Source organism: Xenorhabdus miraniensis, from assembly GCF_002632615.1.
The window spans coordinates 1-19,330 of record NZ_NITZ01000016.1; the positions used below are offsets into that span (position 1 = coordinate 1).

Sequence of the window (19,330 nt, forward strand, 5' to 3'; positions counted from 1 at the left end):
GCAGAACATCAGGCAAAATGGGCATTTTGGGCAGGGGCTGACCTGTGGGTGCGAAATGCCTGGGCGATGACGGCATTTGCGTGTGGTAAGTAATGGCATTGAGTAGCGTTCCATTATTTTACCTGTTATTAAGAGGAATGAGTGGCTGTTTGAGCAGTCACTTGGAATTCTGTCATTTTTTCTCCATTTTGAACACGTTTTCTTGGATACGGCATCATATCCAATGGTGATCCAGATTCATCTTTCTCCAAGAAAATTCTTATCGCTTAAAATGTCGAACCATTCCGACCAGCAGACTTTCTCAATTAATCTGGTTCCGTTCATCACATTTTTTCATCTCTGATAGATATCGACCGATTGATGGGGTGTGCTTAACGAGTTATTCATCCTCGCTGATGAATACGTTAGATAATGATAAGTTAATATTTGTTATTATGATCAAGATAGATATTTTACTTATAGGGGTAACACATTAGTAATTAAAAGGATTCATGATAACGACATAACCAATAAAATTAATGGCATAATAAAAAATATCATTAAATATAAAATATTGCACCACAACAAAATTGTTGGGCTCTATTTAATATGCGTGAAAATGTGTTAATTATCACATTTAGATGTAATTTGAAATTATCATTTCATTTGAGTGGTTAACTTAAGGCATAAGAAAAAATTAATGCTTAAAATAATACAGTTGTGATGTAATTAACTGTTTTTCATGAAAAAAAATCAGAATAAAATATTGTTTTCGTGCTAAGTATTTTAAAATCCCGTTAATGGGTTATTTTTCAGTACAAAATTTAAGAGTAAAGTCACATTTTTAACAATAAATAATGTATCATCAAGTTTACGATCGCTTTCTCATTACAAGAACAATGTATAGAAATCTGCTTTACTGTCATTCATCAATGGAATAAAAACAACTATGTTTAAAAACAATAAAGGGCGTGATATGAGAAAAATGGATAATCTGGAATTTAGAATATTACAACTTCTCAGAAAAAATCCTTTTCTCGCCCAACAAGAAATCGCTGATATTATTGGGATTAGCCGTTCAAGCGTTGCAGGACATATCCTGAATTTACAAAAAAAGGGACATATAAGGGGTAAGGGCTACATTTTTTCCAGTGGAAATTATGCTGTAACAGTAGGTGCTTCCAATATGGATATTACCAGCTTCGCTTCGACTGAATTATTAAAGAAAGATTCCAACCCAGGGAAAACAAAATATACGTTAGGTGGTGTTGCCCGAAATGTTGCGCATAACATTGCCGCATTAAAGAATGATAGTTATTTAATTTCTGTTTTTGGTGATGATTCATATGGAAAAAGACTGTTTAGAGAAACCCGGTTAGCCGGTGTTGATCTTAGCCATTCTCATAAACTAACGGATGCAAGAACCTCAATTTATCATTCAATCGTTGATAAGAATGGTGAACCACACACCTCCGTGAGTGATATGGATATTTTGAAAAAACTTACGCCTGAGCTACTCAATAAATCTAAATTGCTTATTGAGAGAGCAGGAATACTGATTATCGACTGTAATTTGACAGAAGATGCCCTGGAGTGGTTATTTAAAAACTCCGGTAATGTGCCCATATTTGTTAACCCTGTCTCATCATATAAGGCGGGTATTGTACGTAACTGGTTATCATATATTCATACTATCAGACCCAACCGGCTGGAAGCAGAAAAGATCAGTGGTATTAAAATTAACTCAATAAAAGAGGCACAGTTGGTAACATCATGGTTTCATGAACAAGGCGTTCAGCGGGTAATTTTAAGTCTGGGGGCTGAAGGTGTGTATTACAGTGAGCTGGGGTATGTATCAGGCCACTCCCCGGCATTCCCTGTTGATGTTGTCAATACCACAGGCTCTGGTGATGCAATGATGGCGGGATTAGTTCATTGTACGTTAGCAGGTATGGATTTTCAGGAAAGTGTACATTTTGCACAACGTTGTGCCGCTCTTGTGCTGTCTACTGAATTGACTTATTCATTAACCCTGTCACCCTTCGATGTTGAAAAGTTGCTGGTATTAGATCCATATAGTCAATAACAATTGTGAAATAACATGACTCACACCACCGACATAATAAAAATAAAAGATTTTAGGATATTTGGCTAAAGCCGGGCTAAAACCCGGCAATTTTTTTAATGCCTTCCGTATAACAGACATTATTCACTAATTGAAAAAAACAGGAAGAGTTTATATTTGATGAAACGAAATATAACCACAAATGCGGAGATAATGGACAGCTAAACTAAAACTGACAAATAAGTCCGGTATGAATACAATTCTGTAAATAAATATCCCAAAAACCCTGAGGGTAACGTTTTAAGTCGTTTTCTAAGACAGTGGGTTTTTGCCAGCTAAAACGACGGAGTCCCGCTTTATTAATAGCATTTTCGTAGCTTTCACGGCTCCAGCGATAAAATGTGAAAGGACTCGGCGGGGTTGTCAGAAATTCTGCCTGATAACGGAAACCATTTTGCCAGGGCTTTTCGCTTAAAATTTTGAAACCATAATTATCACAGTTTCCATTTTCTAATCGATAATCAGGTGATGTCATGTAAGCGACGAGTTTACCCGAGGGACTGAGGTGGTTAGCCGCTGCTTGAAACATGGCCTCAAGCTCCCCGGTTGATTCTGAATAGTGGAATAAAAAAGCAGCAATGACAATATCAAATTTTTCATGTAATTTCATTTCACATACGTTTTGTACGCAAAACTCAATGTCATCACCATACAATTTAGATTTTGCTTTGGCGAGTTCAATCATTTTCTCAGAGATATCAACGCCGACCACTTTTGAAGCTCCGCGACGGTGTAATTCCCGGCCAAAATAACCATATCCGCAAGCTAAATCCAGGACTGATTTTCCCTGTATATCACCAACCATGTTGAGTATATCCCGAAGCTCAGACTGCCGTTGAGCGACTGTATTGGAGAATTTTTCATAATGTTCGCCAATAGAATCATAGCTTGCTTGCTCTTCCATTATTATAACTCCTGATAAAAATGTATATTCACATAAAAAATATCTAATGAGGGTACTATTATAAAAAGATAAAATATCATGACATAATTAGATATAATTATTTTTGTAACAAGAGTAATTTTCCACGATAAACAATCTGTTTGAATTAAATCAAGAATAATCAGATATTGCTATATTCAAGAACATTGTCCAATTTTAAGCAGAGAATCCCCTGTCTGTGATGAAAACTGAGTATAAAAATAGGAAGGTCTCTGTTGGAGAACCTATTTTTTCAGCCAGAAATCAGCAGATAACTTCTAACTACCCAGTTAAGTCGCTGTCAAGGAGCATTTCCCCGAACAGGCTCGAATGGAGTTATCTGGTGAGAAAATGTAATATTTTCTATTTTGTACCACCGTGAACTATTCGGCACACTGGATATGTTTAACTATGAGTTTTCACTGTGTTATGCCCGGTTTAAACAAACAATTTGAGGCTAATGTAAGCGCTGATGTGGATATCAAACTGAAAAAACTCATCAAGCGTAAGTTGAGCGAACAGGAATGGGATCAGATTCAGCACATCATTTGTTTACCCAGCCGTCAGGCTACCCAGCAAAGCACAGTGATCAGGAAGTTATTTAGCAACAAGCGGAACAATAGAACACAGTTAGCACTTCATGCGTATGATCGGCTGATTAAGTGCTTATCTCTGCACGACTTATTGGCTTTTTTTCACATCCACTTCATCACAACTGATGGTTGGGGAAGTTATGTCAGAGAAGTGGAGCTAGGAAAGTATTTGGTGGGAAAAATTTTTACCCAGCGCATAGAACAGCAAAATTTCAATTTGCGTATTCATATTAAGCGGTTGGCAAGAAAAACTATTTGTTATTCACATTCGATAGAAATTCACGAAAAACTCATTGCCGCATATATTGAAAAACATCATTATAACGTTTTAGATTCATGACAGAAAATAGTATTTAAAACACGTGATATTGATAAATTTCTACCGGTTTCTTGTTCACAAAGGTAAAGTTCACAAAACCACTTTTTGCAATGACCATGATAAGACTCCATTGACTCAAATGACGTATCTTCCAGCTATATTGACTACATCTTCATAGTAATCAGGATCTACAATACTAAATAATCCATCCTGATAACTATTCTAACTTTCTGTTGGCCAATAATGTAATAATCGGATCGGCAATTTTCTTTGCCATTTTTCTATTGCTTCAGTAGAAACGGCTCTATGCTGAGTCGTTTCTTCCATTTTTTCAATAAAATCTTCGTCGCGCATTATTTATATCTGATATAAGAAAACTAAGTGGCAGCTTTTACAGCCACTTAGTTAAGTTTTTTTGATAAATAATATTAAATTTCATCAATTTCAGGATCGGAAAATTGTCTTAGAATATCTAGATGAATATGCATATCTAATTTCCTGACATTTTCAAGCATAATGTCTCCACCCAAAATTAGAGCAGGCTCAAAACCAAATATCTCGTTTTCATGTAATGGGCCATGTACTTTCACTGCACGAGAAAAAATCCCGATATCATCATCATCTTCAAAATCAAAATCGTCGATGGATTTTGCTCCAAAAAAATAAGAGATTTCATTATTTAAATCTTTTTTCTCTTTCTTATATGCATGATCCTTAGAATAAAGAATACTATTAAGAGCACAGTGAATTGTTAGATTAATTCCTGTTGTTTCACCACAGAGATAAAGTTTTCCAAAGCCACTTCTGGCGATGGCATGATAGGAATCTGTAGATTCAAACGGGGTATCTTCTAACCACATATCAACAATGCCTTCATAGTCATCAGGATTTACAATGCTAAATAGCCCATTGTGATAACTGTTCCAACCTTCAGTTTTCCAATAATGTAATAGTTGATCGGGTAATCTCCCTTTCCATTTTTCCATTGCTTGGGTTGGCACAGCTCTATGCTGAGTTGCTTCTCCCATTTCTTCAATAAAACATTCAAAATCTTCATCACGCATTATTTTTTCTTCCCTCTACACAATTCTAATTGTACATTCATCTTAGCATCACCGAGACCACTGTTAATTGCATGTTGAGCGGCATCATCCAAAGTTTTTAGGCGTGACGGCCAACTACCACCAATAGCTCCATTGATGTTGCGGTTACCTGCTCTTTTCGGGTCAAAATCAAAGTAGCTACCCGCTGACATATCTGGTTCATGTAATGCAGCTAGCCCTCTCATTACCTCGTCAGCTCTCTTTTTAGATTCTTTTTTAGCCTCTGCTGCTGACTTTCCTCGCTTTCTTAGACTCTGATATATCTTCCCTTTTATATCTTCTTTCATGTTTCTATTAAATTTACGTTGAGCAGAGGCAGCTTTATTGTGGCGTCCTCCTCCTTTCTTATTTGCAGCTTTGTTCTTTGCCGCCTGATTATTATAAGCGTCTCTGGCAATTTTAAATTCGTCAGCTGACATATTATTAATACCATCTTTCTGCCGACGTAACTGATCTGCATATTCTTTTAAAAACGCTTTCCGCTCCTTATCAGTTTTGAGTGATTTATACGTGTCATTATCATGAGGATCAAAACATGGTACCTCAGTCCTCTTAACCCCTTTTACCTTACCTCCTTTTTTCTCTTTTAGCTCCTTTTTAAGTTCTTCTGGATCTTTTGGAGGTGTTTTTTTATCTCTTTCAGCAGCTCTGGTCTCTCGTCGTTTCGCTCGGGAGTTACTTCGCGCAATCCCTTTTTTTTCTTTGTCGGCGATCATCGACATCACCTTTGATCCGCCTTTAGCGATAGCTTTAATCCCTCCCTTTATTGCGCCTTTAGGGTTAAAGTCAGCAATGAAATCCCCAAATTCTTCTGCCGACCCCTCCATTGTATACCGTTCCCAATTGGTGTTACTCGCGTTTTCTCTGACAGCGTTGGCGGCATCAAGTAGCTGCTTCGAATCCGCCTCATTACCCCAGGCACCCTGCATCATTGCTGAGTGTTCCATTTCTGACGCAGCCGCATATTGAATACCTTTCCAGGCGAGTTCTCCAACATCAATGGCCGTATTGGCCAGATTTTTCCCGACGCCTGTTGCCACGCCGACCGCTGCGTTACCTACCGCTTTCCCGGCGTCTACCACAGCATTGCCTACCTTAGCCAGACCATTCAGGAAACCGCCTTCATCTTGGGTAGTCGGTTTGATAACAGGGTTGGCTTCCTTCGGTACTTCAGTCGATTTCGGCGGTTGTCCGGTGATTTCCCCTAATGTATTACCCTCACCGGTAGGGGCATCGTCATGCACCCGTTTCTTCCATAATGGCTCATCACTGGCTGGTTTAGGCGGGGTTTTCTTGATTTTCGCCATGTCCCTACGCTCCGTTCATCCAGAATTTGTCACCGTGGCGCAACAGCAATTTATTGCCGACTCGCACACTTTTTGAATGCTCCTGTTCTTTGGGATGGCATTTGCCACCCACCGTGCCGCTTTTGACGCCATTCGCCACACCGGGTTGATCGCCCAGCGTCTGGGGAACAAACGACTGCGCAAAAACCACAATGGGTTTGCCATTGGCGCGCACGGATTTTATCGGTACTGAACTGTCGGCCAGTTTGGCTATCACGGGGTAAGGGATCGGGGGCGTGGAAGCGCCAATCGGCGTTTTGCAGACATCCGGTAAAATGCCGATGACCATCCACTGGGTGCCTGTCCGGGCAATGTAGTTATCAGCCATAAATGTGTATCTCCCTGTTGTCTGTGTCGTCAGGTGATGCAAATCTTATCAGCGGCGCATCCGGGTCTATTTCAAAACGGGCTTCCATTACCCGAAGAGGCGATACGGCTTCAATGTGGTAACGGTAAGTCATGGAAAGCGTGAGTGCTTCGCTGTCGATAATGACGGTATCGGCGTACATCCGCTCCGGGAGCATTTCACCACTGAGCATTCTCAACAGGACTAGCGGCCGGTGCCCCGGCAACTGTACATGCAGCTCACCGTCACGAGTCAGGTTAAACAGACTGATACGGATATCAGGGTCAGGAAAGTCAATTTGCTGGTCGTCCGGCGCGTTATTCCAGTAACGAAAACTAAAATCCTCGGGGAGATAAGGATGGCGCTCTTTCAGCCACTGTTCATCATAGGTGCCTGCCAGTGTGCGGCGGGACAGCCAGGCACGCCCGATAATGCCCAACCCCGCTGGCTGGCAGGCCTTTTCCAAGATGGAAGGCGGCTGGTTCAGCCACTGTGTGATATGTTCCGCTGTGATTGGCGCATCAGGGTGTTCAATGCGCGGTGCAGGGTAATGGGAAAGATCTTTTGCTTTCGCATACCACGGTGTGATAAACCCCGTCCCCAGTGGATTGTATTCCCACGTCGCATGGGCAATGGGGGAATTTTCTTTTTCCGGGTGCTGTTTCCGCTGGGTGTCGGTCAGGCGGGCTTCTTCGGGCACGGATGCGGCAATGTCATCCTTTTCATACACTTTGCACTCCCCACCAAAGGCATGACGGTAATCCACCGGTAACGTCGTGAATTTTTGGGGCGGGGTCAGTTGCCATTCGCCTTGTGAAGAACGCTGAAACTCACGCGCTCCCCAGACATGCAGGGTTTTATCGATCAGCGTTTGCCCATCACACGTGGTGACCTGTAACCGGACAGGCATTTTTTCACAGGCTTTCCCATCCGGTGCATAAGCGACACCATTGACAATCACATCACATTTGAATTTCAGTGGTGCTAAATCACTTTCCTGCAAAACCGATGACTGGTTCATTTCACCGGAAAAGGTATCCTGTACCGTCAGTTCGCCATAAGGGGCTGCCAATACAGGCTGATAATGTCCCAAACCAACAGGCTGGAGCTGATAAACGATTTTCATGGCAACAACATGATATTCCTCGTCTTCGTTATCCAGCATTTTGTAATTGATGACGGAAAAAGGGGTCAGGTTTTTGAATTCCATCGTTTGGCTCCTTAGTTCAGGTCAATGTCTTGCGCACTGATTTGGATAGCATCGGCGGCGTCAAACAGGAATTTGGTGCCCTGGATAGTGAAATTGCCGAACTTATCCATCCGCAGGCAGCTGCTGCCGCAACGCAGTTCAATCACATCACCGACTGTAATAGCTAGGGATTCTCCGACGGTATGGGTATGAGTGATCCCGACGTCCTCTTCCTTGTGCTTGAAGACATTGATGGTCTGGTTTTTTTCGACGGTTTCACTGTGGTTGGCCAGCACATGGGTTTCGCGGTTGTTGAGCACTTTGGTATTCATGTCTTTTTGGGCATGAATAAACACTTCTTCGCTGCCTTTGGCATCCTCAAAGCGCAGTTCGTTGAAGCCTTCACCTTTGTGGGTTTTGGTTTTAAAGGTGGTGCGGGTCTTCGCTGCGGGTAAATCCAGTGGCGGACGGTTTACCCCGTTATAGACACTGCCGGTGACTATCGGCCGGTCAATATCGCCGTTAAGGTAAGAAACAATCACTTCCTGCCCGATTCGCGGGATAGCCATAAAGCCAAAACCGTTGCCATTCCAGCCCTGAGCGACCCGCACCCAGCAGGACGCCCCATCATCGGCTTTGTCATAACGGTTCCAGTGAAAGTGAACTTTAATCGCGCCGTCTTTGTTGACGAAGATTTCTTCGCCTTCCGGCCCGACAACGGTGGCACTTTCATCACCATCCGCCAGTGGCTTGTAATGAAATGGTGGGCGGTAATCGGCATAGCCATCAATAAAACTGAAATCATTGCTGAGTGTGGTGCCCTCGCCGCCACTGTCACCCAGTGCCTGCGGGCAGCGACCCTGATGGCTGATCCCGACAATCTGCCAGCAGGTATTGAGTGGAGCATGGGGATGAGCGGCAATGTTGAAAATTTGCCCCGGCATCAGTTTGATGCAGTTACTTTGCCCGTTGCCGCTTTGCATCTGGTTTTTCAGGGCTTCGTGGCGGTACTTAACGAACGGTTTGGCTTCGGCATCCTGCTGAAAACGGCCATAACTTTCGTATATCGTATACGGTGTCAGTGTGCCGAATGCCTGATAGTCCGGATTGCTTTCCAGATGGGAGAGCGCATAAAACGGGCGTTCGGGATTGAAGTCTTTGTTGATTGTGCGCAGGGGCGTCATCCCCACACCCAAACGAACCTGATAAACCGTATCAATTCCGTGCGCCGTTTCCGGCTGTGCGTTGTAGCTGAGCGTCAGATCAGCCGCCATCGCCAGATGGCTGTCACTGAAAAACAGTGTTTCATCTTCAAACCAGAAGCTGATCCCCTCTTCAGCGGCTAACCGGCAAAAAAAAGCATAATCGGATTCCCGCTTTTGGGTGATGTATTCTCGGCTTTGATGGGCATCTTCCAGTTTTGAATCTGCCTGAACGTGATGTTTTTTCAGCAACAGCTTCATGATATCCGGCACACTTTGCCGGTGATAAATATGGCTGTCCTGATTGAGTGTAAGTCGCCATAGGGACGGGCGCACCGTAAAGGTATACAGGATCTTGTTACCATCAGTGCCGCACCAGTCAGCGTGGGAAATGATCCCGGTGATTTTGCGTTGCTCCATGACACCGTGGAAGATTTGCAGTATCGCTTCCTGCATCAGCAGCGCGGTTAAATCGATTTCCGGCTTCGGTATAAAGGGATTGCCGGGCAAGGACTGAACCAGCGTCAGGTTCAGGGTAAACAACTCGGAAAGCCCTTCCCGCAGGGTAAAATCGGCTACTGAAAACGTATTTTCGGGTAATCCCCCTATCCGGCAAACAAAACGTAATCCACTTTTTAGCATTATTGTTTCCTTAATTTTCGGTTTCATCTCATTACATTTCACGGCGCAGCCCGAGCTGCTGCGGAAATGCCCATAACGCCGTCTGTTCATCCTGCCGATAAATTTCCAGCATGATGAAGTTATCCCGTACAACAAAGCTCGCCAGCAGTTGGCTGATCACCCGGCAGAACTGGTACATGATGCCGTCATTTTCATAACAAGCAGGATTCAGGCGCAAATGCAGGGTGTTACCATTAATAACACCCCCCAGTCTCCCTGGACCATAGTCAAGACGGCTGTCAAACCGGGCGTCCAGATGGACAATCCCGTCAATATGTTGCTGCATCCGGCGGCTGAGCGCGCGATCCTGTCCGGTATAACAATCATATAAACGCAGAAAATTTTTCAGGGACGCGGTATTGAAAAGCAGAAACGGCGTGTGGTTGAGCTTATCAACCAGCGCCCAGTCTGATTTTCCCATCACCATGGGTGGAAAATCCGGTGACACGGGGGTGATATTGCAGGCACGCAGATGAGAAGGCACAGATTCCTGGGATTCGGTGACAGCTCCGGGTCCCAATGTCATGGCCTGCGTATGATAGCCGATGAAATGTGCACAAACCGGTTGGAGCGGCAGTTTGGTGGCATCTTTTCCGTCCGCCCCCAGAAAATGTATCTGGTTCTGGATACGCCCAAGCAGATCAATTGAAAGCTGTGGCTGGAAATAAAAATTATCGGGTTGCCCTTCATCACGCAGCCAGCCACTTTTCTCGCAGAACTGAGTCACCGGCTGGAAATGAGCGGTTTTAGCATGAGATTGTTTCCCGCTGGGTTGTCTGGCCGTTTGAATACCCTGCAACCGGAATAACCGCTCAGTTTCTGATAAGGGAATGGTATAACGCGCGTGATTTTCCTCTAGTGGGATCGGCGGGCTGACCATCGTTTCCAGATGTACAGCGGGCACACAGCCTAACTGGAATGCATCACCCACTGTCTCCAGCGGCAGCTCGCCTTCCAGCCTGAAGGCCAGTTCAAATGACCCGTTGCGGTTTAACGGCAACTCGCGGTAATCCAGCGCATCAAAGGTCAAAAAATCAAAAACATGAGGCAGGCAATAGTATTCCGTCATCCGTTGCAGACGGTCAAAATGATTATGGCCGGTGGGGAGGACACTATGATGAAAATTCGCATCACAGCCGTGCAACCGGGCGTACCGGAGTCTTTTTTCTTCGTGTTGCGTGCGCAGGTAAATATCATCAAGATGCCGTTCCAGCCACAGACTCAGCTGAGCCGCCCGCTCACGATCTGTTCCCAGAAAAAATTGCAGTAATCCCACCTGCCAACGGTCTGAAACCGCGCCTGTTTGGCGCAATGTCAACCTGATCTCGCTGTATTCCCGTGTTTTTTGGATCTGCTTATTCAGAACGATGAACGGCTCAATATGCAGGGGACGACAGGTGCGAAAGCGTAGAGTTTGTTCCCCCTCAGCCGTGGTTATCGGAGCGCCCTGAGGGATATCCACCGCACCCTGATGAACGTCCTGATGGGGTGTGAATTGAATAATCGTTGTCGGTGGCACAGGGCGCAGGGTATGAGGCCAAATGCGGTCTAACATTTCATGGGTGACTTGCGGAAAGCTGTCTTCAATGGTGCTGCGCAGATTGGAGGTTAATAATGAAAAACCTTCAAACAGGCGTTCAATATCCGGATCATGAGGGGTGCTCAGAAAAGGTTCCAGATGCGGAAACTCAGCCGCCATCATCTTTGCCCGTTCACGCAGGTAGGCCAGCTCTTGCAGGTACAGCGATTCCTTGTCGTTTTTCATTGATTGTTATCTCTAATATACCGTTTAATAATTGATCGGCATTTTGTGGATAAAGCTTATATAAAATGAATGCGCTATAGGTTGTGGTGGTTTATTGTACATGGATATTTAGTTAATTTATTTAATGAAATTGTGTTTTCTCTGGATTTGGGAGAAGTCTGAATTGTTGTGTCTGCCCGCCTCTGAAGGGAAACCGGGCGACAGCAGCGAAAGTATCAAGGTCCGCTTTTTTACATTTCGCAAAAAAGAATTGTTTACTGACTTTTCTTTGTTTTTTCCGCACGCTTTTCACTTATTTTTGGCGGCGGAAAGGTAGCGATGAGAAAGTGGTATACATTATTCTGGTTAGGATGGGGGGCCATCTCAGCCGCCAATGCAAAAACGGGGATTTATACGGACAGCCAGCATTCTCCTGTCAATTTTTCCCCGGAGACACATATCGTCTGGCTGGATGCGGCTGAACAACACCAGAAAAAAATCTTCTCTCAACTTTCCGCCGACCCTCAACAAGCCACGATGCAGGCACAAGCGATGCTGCAATTTTCCCAATGGCTCCAGCAGGAACAACAACTGATCAACGCTTACCGTGCTGTTGTTGATGCCTGGCAATTAGGTGTGCGTAAGTATCCGGCTGTGGTATTTGATGATCGGGATGTCGTGTATGGTACGGCAGATGTGGCAAAAGCGAATGCACTCAGGGAGCAGAATCGGCCATGAGTATGCAACGTCTTACTTTCCCTGTTGTCATTGCCTTGATAGCGGCGTTTGCTCCGGTTGCACAAGCCTCCCTCAACACCACCCAGATTGTGGCAAGCAGCCTCTCGCCAGCCTGTATTCAGTGGCGGGTTAGCGGCATCTGTTACTGGCTGTTCTGCTCCTGGCATGGCTGCACGGTAAAAACCTCTGTCAAAGTTACCCATTACCTTCCCGAAGCGGTGGTGTCCACCTATCACGCGCCCGGCGGCAATCCGTGGTCAGAAATGGCGCAGGTCAGTCAATTATCCGGTGGGCTGGAAAATACGGTCACTGGGGCGTTATCTCACCTGACCGCAGACGGGGGTAATCACAATAGTCAGATTTCAGGACAGCGCCGTACCAGCCTGCGTTTCAAATATGCTGATGCCATCGGGCATCCGGCGACCAACCTGATAGGCGGGCAAATCCCCGGTTATTCGTGCCGCAGCGCGGCCACACCGCTGATGCCTTATTTTCTCAGCACGTTGGATACCATGGTATGGCGCACCGGTCTGCCGGAACGTTCTATCCGGAAGCCCTTATTCCCGGTCAGCGGGAACTGGGCAGCCGGATGGCCGGCAATATGTGGGGTAATCTTTATCCGCACTCAGGGTTTGTCAATCAGACCGACGACGACAAGGCTGCGGCTGTGGTCACACAGCGGGTCGCGGATATCATCACCCGGGTCGGGCAACCCCATGTTTATCAGACACTGAAAGGCACACGTACAGACGGTTACTGGCCACCGGAACCGGTCACCGAAAATACCGGCACAAAAAACCACCAGTGGCAGCGGTTATCACCCACGTTAAGTCAGTCCTGCGCCGTGTTTCCTGATGGTGAACATACGGTTGCAAACAACGGCAATCAGGCCTATGCCCTGTGGCAACCCTATAGCTGTTGTCAGCGCTGGGGACAACATTTTCTCGGCAGCACCGATATCTGAATAAGGACGAAGGATGACGAAAATAAACGCGTTATTGCTGATAGTCAGTGGGCTGACCATCGCTTCTGCACAGGCTAATGCAGCGGGGCTGTCCCTCTCCTTACCGCAGGTGAACCGAAGCACACTGGGTTATGGGGCGGAGGCCAGTGGTGCCATCTCAGATACGTTGTTCTATACCCTGGGTGGCGGTTCGGTGATTTCTGAACCCGCCAGCCGCAGCGGTTCAGCCACACTCGGTGGGTTAGAGCTGGGCTGGCGCTCGGATCTGATGTGCGGCAATTTTGACCTGAAAACCACCATCAGTAATCAGTTGAACGGTATCACGGCCGGGTTTAAGAACCTGATGAGTGATGTGATTCAGGGGGCTACCGGTGCCGTGGCTAGTCTGCCGGCGATGATTATCCAGCGGGCCAATCCGGGGCTGTATGACATGCTGACTAACGGCGTTTTGCAGGCCAACGTGGCCTTCGACAAAGCCCAGTTCAACTGTCAGGCCATGGCCAACAAAATGATGGATTTTGCCCAAAATAACAAATGGTCCCAGTCGGCGGCTTTGCAGGAATACAAAAGTCTGGTTAACGGGGGGAATGGCGATGCCGTGCGTGCCAATAACGCCGGCAGCAAAGCGACCGGTGCCAGTGGCCATCCGTGGATTGGCGGCCAACGGCAGGGCGGGAAGGGGCAGAATGCCATTCGCCCGACCCGGGATTTAGCCAGTGCCGGCTTTAATATGATGAATCAGCTGCCGGTGCTGAGTCTGGCGCCGGTCAGCACCCAAAATTGTGCGGGCAGTGCCTGCCGCAAATTCAGCACGGCACGTGAAGCGGCCGAAGCGGTGGTCAGCGTGCTGGGCGACCGGGCAATCCGCACCTGTGCCCAGGCGGCAGAATGCACCAGTGGTGGGGAGAAACACCAGCCGGGCACGACGGTAGCGGGGACGGGGTTTGCCCCGATGCTGGAAGCACATACCCAAACCAATACGGAACAGCTGGTAAAACTGGTCAGCGGTACGGAAAAACCGACGATGGCCACTCTGGCGAAACTGAAAACCGGCAGTCTGACGGTGACTCAGGGTGTCATTCAGGCGTTGCAACGTGACCCGGATAAGGCTGCCCTGACGGCGCGTTTGGCGGGCGAACTGGCGATGGCCGAAATCACAGAGACGGCGTTACTGATGCGGCGGATGCTTATCACCGGCATGTCCGAACCCAATGCGGCGGCACAATCGGAAGCACTGGCGGAAGGCGAACGTCGGATTGCTGCACTGGACCGGGAAATTAATGCCCTGAAGAATGAAATGCAGCTGAAACGCGAACTGGCCCGCAATGCCATCCTGACCATTATTGAGCGGGACACCCGGCGCATTAAAACGCATCCGCAAAAACAGGTGCCGGACAGCACCGATGCCCGGTTTTATCAGCTTGAAGTCCCCAACCGTGAGCACAGGTCAGGTCGGTGATGGCAGAGAAGCATTCCATATTCAGAAAAGGGGTTACGTTATCACTGATTATCGCTTTCGTGGTGATTATCACTGTAGTAACAGGCTGGACAGGGCTGTATCAGGCAAAAAATATCACCCGGCTTCACCACTGGGTAACGGCAACCGGGGGATTCTGGCTGGTCTGGCGGTCAGGCCTGTATGCCGTACTGGGCTGGGGCAGCTGGAAAATCTGGCAAAGGGTAAAACATCAGGCGGAACACCACGCAACGCTGATAAGGATGATGGTGGTCAGCCTGCTGTTTATTCTGCTGGGTGAATATGCCCTGTCAGGCTATGTTGAGGGAACAAGATGACCACCAACAGCTACCTGGAATATTTTCTGACCTTACTCGGCTGGGTGGTCAACAATGGCCTGTGGCAAATACTGATTGCCACCGGGCTGTTTACCCTGCCTTTAGTGATAAAGGCAATAGCCATTTGGCTGAAAGTGCGTGAAGGTGGCGAAGAAGAGGGCAATGGTGGATTACAGTCGCTTGCCCGGATTGAAAACACCCTGTACTGCGCTTTTTTCGTGATGGTGGTGTGTTGTGTGCCGCTGGTCAATGTTAGCCTGACGACCCTTCAGTACGACCCGTCCCGTGCCAAAAGTTGTGGCACCTGGACACCGAAAGCCCCGGACAGCAGTGGTTATGCGCCGGTGATGTCCAGCCTGAATAATCAGACGGCAGCTGTACCCCTCTGGTGGGCGGTGGTACACCGGTTGTCCAAGGGGGTAACGCAGGCAGCAGTGGCCTCTGTTCCCTGCCGGCCGGATTTACGGCAACTGCGTTTTGAAGTACAGCATACCCGCATCAGCAACCCGGCACTGGCGGCGGAGTTGCAGGATTTTACCCATGATTGCTATGCGCTGGCGCTCTATCAGTGGAAACAACGCGATCAGGGGAAAACCACCGATCCGGCTACCCTGAGTGATATTGACTGGCTGGGCAGTCGCACGTTTTTAGCCGGTGATTACAATACTCTGCAATCCCGTACCCCCAGAGCTGACTTTCTGTGGCAGGCGAGCCGGGACAATGGGAGGCCTTATACTGGGCAGGGTGGATATCCGACCTGCAAAGTCTGGTGGTCAGCCACCAAAACCGGACTGAAAGACCGGGTACTGGCACAAGCCGATCCGGGCTTGTGGCTGCGTCTGTCGGCGACCTTGAAAATACTGGGCAAAAACACGCGGGAATATCAGGAAGCGGTGATCCGCCGTCTGGTCAGCCCGGTGAACCTGACGGTTTCACAGGCAGGGTATGTGTATGCCGGGTATGGTGGCAATGCCGATCCCTCGTTGTTGGATGCGGGCAATCGGGTGGGCGCTTCGGCAGGTGCCTTGTTAGGCGGATTACTCGGCATGCCCATGTTTGACGCGGTACGCCAGGCGCTGCCGATGATGCAGGTGGTGATCCTGATGGCCTTGTATATCCTGATACCCCTGATTTTGTTGTTTGCGGGGTATGAATTTAAAACTGTATTCACGCTGACTTTTGTCATTTTCGCCTTGAATTTCCTGACGTTCTGGTGGGAAATCGCCCGTTGGTTGGACAGTCATTTACTGGAAGCCCTGTACGGCTCAGAAACCCACAGCCTGTTTAATCTGGCGGGTATTCAGAATACCTCAGACGATTTAATCATGGGATTGGTGATAAGCACACTGTTTATTGTGCTGCCGATGGTTTGGCTGGGCGCATTGGCGTGGGCCGGTGTTCGAATGGGCGATATGGCAGGCATGATGAGCCAGGGGGTGGGACAGGTCAGGCAGTCAGCCGGGATGTTCGGGCAGATGGTAATGCAGAAAGTGTTGTCCAAAGGAAAGTAGTCAAATTAAGTGCTTAAAATTTAGGGGATAGGACGCTATCCCTTAGATTTAGTTTGAATTTAATATTTTCCTTTATTTAATTCTATCGATAATGGTTTTGATAATTTAAATAATTCATATTGTCGCGTTAATGTTTTAATTTACTCTTCTCTGAATTTAGGTCTTATATTCACATCATTCACACAACACTGATGATCTGCATCGCAAAAAAGAAAATGATTAAGTGCCCTTTAAGTCAATGTGACTTATATATAAAGCGTTATAATGTCATTGTTTATATCGGATATCCTCTTTAGGGTAGTAGACGATATTTAATATAGAAGCCTTAAGGGTTGCAACCCTTAAGGCTTCGCTACTTATTATATCAATAAACAGTGCGTAAAAACCGTTAGTCAAAAATCTTATCTGATGAGATGTCTTATTTAAATAATCCGATAAAATTTCAGGTTATGTCCATATTCTGCGTATTTTTCGGAATATGTGCTTTCATCATTTTTAATGTATCACAATGAGAAAAGTCGATTTGACTGATTTAATTTAAATGTGAAGGTTGGTTTTTTTGCTATTGAATTAACAACGAAAATGGTTAAGTTAGAACGTATTTCATGTTCGGCGAAATGGATTAAAAATTTGATGAACGGTACTAATGAAAAGGGTAAGAGCAGGAATAATAAAAAACACACTGACTATTTTATTCCTTACAGAACGACGTATGATTTATGTTTAAGTAAAAGGGGGCCTAATTTAATCAACATACTCAGACAGGTTCAAGGCTATGAATATGGCTTTTTTACCGTGTTAGGTGCCCTCCCTTGGTCTCAACGGAGTGGTGGAAAAAATAATTTCATTTATGTCGTCAGATGCCGGTGTGGTAAATATGCGGTCAGGACATTAAAAGCCATTAAAAACCCGAACAATGTTAATGACATGTGTGCACGGCCAGCACCTGTTTAGTCAAAGGCGTAAAGTAATCTTTTACACAACAGGAAACGATGTGGATTTGTCAGAGTTAACTGGAATTAAATGTAAAACCCCATTAGAAATAAAAGAATAAGAAAATAGCGTCATGCTTCGGAATTGAATTTTCGGAGTACACCTTATTCTTTATGTGAGAGCAGCCCAGCCCAGATACCGTCTCAGTAATTAAACTGCAAGCGGTATTTCTGCATTAAATAATGAGCCTGATTTCATTATGCCATAGGTTAATCGTAAGCGCCTACGCATCACTGCATTTTCAGAGAAAACGCCAAACAAGCATTTTTGGACATAACTTGCCGCAATACAATAATATAAAACGCTTGCTAGTTCACAGCGTAGATGAGAATGCCGTAAATGAGAGTGAATAATACCGGCACAAAGGCTACAGGTGAAGCGGACATCAAAGGATTGGCAGGAAAAAGCAAGGTATCAAGGGGCAGAATAAGTGACGAACATAAAACATCAACAGTTCCTAACTTTTTGTCAATATGATATTGACTCTGGTGTTTTGATGATCTATTTTTGTAACTTAAATGTTAATGATATGTTTCATTGATATTTTAATTTAATTTAATTGATATAAATAGGAAAATATTATGCAAAATATTAAGAATAATAAAAACGTTGAATCTGTTGATTCCAAAAAACAAACACAAAAGTTTTCACTTAATGTTAAGAAAAAATCCAACCAGGAAGAACGTCGTGCTCTGGGCGCTCTGGTCAAGTAATTCTTAAAGTAAATATAAAGGCTGTTGTTGTTGGTGGCAGCCTTTATATTTTGACATAAAAGTTGAGGAGAGGGTTCATGGGCTGTCCATACCTAAGGTATTTTTCTGCACTTAACGAACAACCAACGGCAATAAAAATAGTTACTAATGATGTAGATATCACTATTGAAACCGAAAATCCACAGCAGCTTAAAAATTTGCTGTTAGATATGGATGGAAATAATACGCTCAGTACTTTGTCTGAAAAATATCATTACGATGAAAAAGAAATTCACGATTTATTAATTCATCTAATTGATGAAAATGTAGTAAAGATGGAAAGCTTACCGTCAAATAACACGGTCGAACCTCAGAATTTTGCAAAAATGTGTCGAGAAATTTTCCCTAAATGGAAAAAGGATGTATTTACTCTTGATTTTTGGTATGAGCTCACTACTGGGAAATTATCTAGATCAGCTTTCGCTGGGTGGCTGTTGGAAAATTTCTATTTTATTGAGGGGGCTACTAAACGTCTCTCATTAGTCACTGCGGCTGCTAACGAAAATAAACAAATTCGGGTTCTTTTTTCTCAGCATTTTATTGAAGAATATAACCACCATATGTTTTTTATGAAAGCACTCAAACGATTAGGTTTTACTAAAAAACAAGTTTTGAATCACCAGCCACTGCCGAGCACAATCGCTATTATTAATCATATGCGTGAATGTGGTCGTAGAGATGTTATCTCTTATGCCACATGTTCGGCATTTCTTGAATCTACAGGTGGAGATCGTAAAGAGGGTATGGTGTTTTATAACTCGCTTATCCAATATTACGATAAAGAAAATAAAGGGATAGTCCAGCCTTTAATTGAACATGCCTATTTGGATGAGGAGTACGGGCATAATGATTGGTTGGAGAAAGCCTGTGCTTGCATCTCAACATTGGAAAAAGAGCGAGCTAATGATGCTATCAAGTCAGCAGAGATATTGGTCGAAACATTAAAATTGTGGACGCATGATATTCAAGCCCACTATAGAAACATATCTTTCAATGAGATCATTAACCCTTCTCGTTATCGTTAAGTCA

15 protein-coding genes and 3 pseudogenes are annotated in these 19,330 nt (G+C 45.3%); 10 read left to right on the forward strand and 8 right to left on the reverse strand.

All coding sequences use genetic code 11. From position 1 onward, the window contains the following. The first annotated feature begins 928 nt into the window (after positions 1 to 928). Positions 929 to 2,065, forward strand: coding sequence for a PfkB family carbohydrate kinase (locus Xmir_RS14755; RefSeq protein WP_099114978.1), 1,137 nt, complete (start codon positions 929 to 931; stop codon positions 2,063 to 2,065). A 205-nt stretch (positions 2,066 to 2,270) separates the two neighbouring features. On the opposite strand, the gene Xmir_RS14760 is transcribed toward Xmir_RS14755, so the two are convergent. Continuing rightward, positions 2,271 to 3,008, reverse strand: a complete 738-nt coding sequence (locus Xmir_RS14760; protein ID WP_099114979.1) for a class I SAM-dependent DNA methyltransferase — start codon at positions 3,006 to 3,008, stop codon at positions 2,271 to 2,273. A 447-nt stretch (positions 3,009 to 3,455) separates the two neighbouring features. On the opposite strand from Xmir_RS14760, the pseudogene Xmir_RS29315 reads away from it, so the two are divergent. Together Xmir_RS29315 and Xmir_RS29320 are read left to right on the forward strand one after the other, a co-directional pair. Further along, a pseudogene (locus tag Xmir_RS29315) lies at positions 3,456 to 3,647 on the forward strand (hypothetical protein); the annotation flags it as partial. A 42-nt stretch (positions 3,648 to 3,689) separates the two neighbouring features. Next, positions 3,690 to 3,959, forward strand: a pseudogene (locus Xmir_RS29320) (IS1 family transposase); the annotation flags it as partial. A 201-nt stretch (positions 3,960 to 4,160) separates the two neighbouring features. On the opposite strand, the gene Xmir_RS23930 reads toward Xmir_RS29320, so the two are convergent. From Xmir_RS23930 to Xmir_RS14800, 7 genes are all read right to left on the reverse strand, one after another. Continuing rightward, positions 4,161 to 4,292, reverse strand: coding sequence for a GAD-like domain-containing protein (locus Xmir_RS23930; RefSeq protein ID WP_145956906.1), 132 nt, complete (start codon positions 4,290 to 4,292; stop codon positions 4,161 to 4,163). A 74-nt stretch (positions 4,293 to 4,366) separates the two neighbouring features. Further along, a complete protein-coding gene (locus tag Xmir_RS14770; protein WP_099114981.1) occupies positions 4,367 to 5,002 on the reverse strand; it encodes a GAD-like domain-containing protein in 636 nt (211 codons plus the stop codon). Beyond that, complete coding sequence (locus Xmir_RS14775) at positions 5,002 to 6,348, reverse strand: polymorphic toxin type 15 domain-containing protein (RefSeq protein ID WP_099114982.1); 1,347 nt, start codon at positions 6,346 to 6,348, stop codon at positions 5,002 to 5,004. Before Xmir_RS14775 ends, Xmir_RS14770 begins: the two co-directional genes overlap by 1 nt. Positions 6,349 to 6,352: 4 nt before the next feature. After that, positions 6,353 to 6,715 (reverse strand): DUF4150 domain-containing protein, encoded by a 363-nt coding sequence (locus Xmir_RS14780; protein WP_099114983.1) that lies wholly within the window; start codon positions 6,713 to 6,715, stop codon positions 6,353 to 6,355. Then, entirely contained in the window at positions 6,708 to 7,943 is a 1,236-nt protein-coding gene (locus tag Xmir_RS14785) for a DUF2169 family type VI secretion system accessory protein (RefSeq protein WP_099114984.1), read from the reverse strand. The genes Xmir_RS14780 and Xmir_RS14785 overlap by 8 nt, the downstream gene beginning before the upstream one ends. Positions 7,944 to 7,954: 11 nt before the next feature. Then, complete coding sequence (gene tssI / locus Xmir_RS29325; protein ID WP_244170943.1) at positions 7,955 to 9,766, reverse strand: type VI secretion system tip protein TssI/VgrG; 1,812 nt, start codon at positions 9,764 to 9,766, stop codon at positions 7,955 to 7,957. A gap of 31 nt (positions 9,767 to 9,797) precedes the next feature. Next, positions 9,798 to 11,570: a type VI secretion system baseplate subunit TssF gene (locus tag Xmir_RS14800; protein WP_099114985.1), complete on the reverse strand. Its 1,773-nt coding sequence runs from the start codon at positions 11,568 to 11,570 to the stop codon at positions 9,798 to 9,800. Between the two features lie 318 nt (positions 11,571 to 11,888). Here Xmir_RS14800 and Xmir_RS14810 point away from each other — a divergent pair, with 318 nt between their 5' ends. From Xmir_RS14810 to Xmir_RS14840, 7 genes and pseudogenes are all read left to right on the forward strand, one after another. After that, complete coding sequence (locus Xmir_RS14810) at positions 11,889 to 12,287, forward strand: TIGR03757 family integrating conjugative element protein (protein WP_099114987.1); 399 nt, start codon at positions 11,889 to 11,891, stop codon at positions 12,285 to 12,287. Then, positions 12,284 to 13,251, forward strand: a pseudogene (locus Xmir_RS14815) (TIGR03756 family integrating conjugative element protein). Before Xmir_RS14810 ends, Xmir_RS14815 begins: the two are co-directional and overlap by 4 nt. Positions 13,252 to 13,264: 13 nt before the next feature. Next, positions 13,265 to 14,710, forward strand: coding sequence for an integrating conjugative element protein (locus Xmir_RS14820; RefSeq protein ID WP_099114988.1), 1,446 nt, complete (start codon positions 13,265 to 13,267; stop codon positions 14,708 to 14,710). Beyond that, on the forward strand, positions 14,710 to 15,045 hold the full coding sequence (locus Xmir_RS14825; protein ID WP_099114989.1) for a hypothetical protein: 336 nt from the start codon (positions 14,710 to 14,712) through the stop codon (positions 15,043 to 15,045). The genes Xmir_RS14820 and Xmir_RS14825 overlap by 1 nt, the downstream gene beginning before the upstream one ends. Then, entirely contained in the window at positions 15,042 to 16,556 is a 1,515-nt protein-coding gene (locus Xmir_RS14830; protein WP_099114990.1) for a conjugal transfer protein TraG N-terminal domain-containing protein, read from the forward strand. The genes Xmir_RS14825 and Xmir_RS14830 overlap by 4 nt, the downstream gene beginning before the upstream one ends. A 1,574-nt stretch (positions 16,557 to 18,130) precedes the next feature. Next, complete coding sequence (locus Xmir_RS31145) at positions 18,131 to 18,262, forward strand: hypothetical protein (RefSeq protein WP_279627214.1); 132 nt, start codon at positions 18,131 to 18,133, stop codon at positions 18,260 to 18,262. A 77-nt stretch (positions 18,263 to 18,339) separates the two neighbouring features. Continuing rightward, complete coding sequence (locus Xmir_RS14840) at positions 18,340 to 19,326, forward strand: thiaminase II/PqqC family protein (RefSeq protein WP_099114991.1); 987 nt, start codon at positions 18,340 to 18,342, stop codon at positions 19,324 to 19,326. The last annotated feature ends 4 nt before the right edge of the window (positions 19,327 to 19,330 follow it).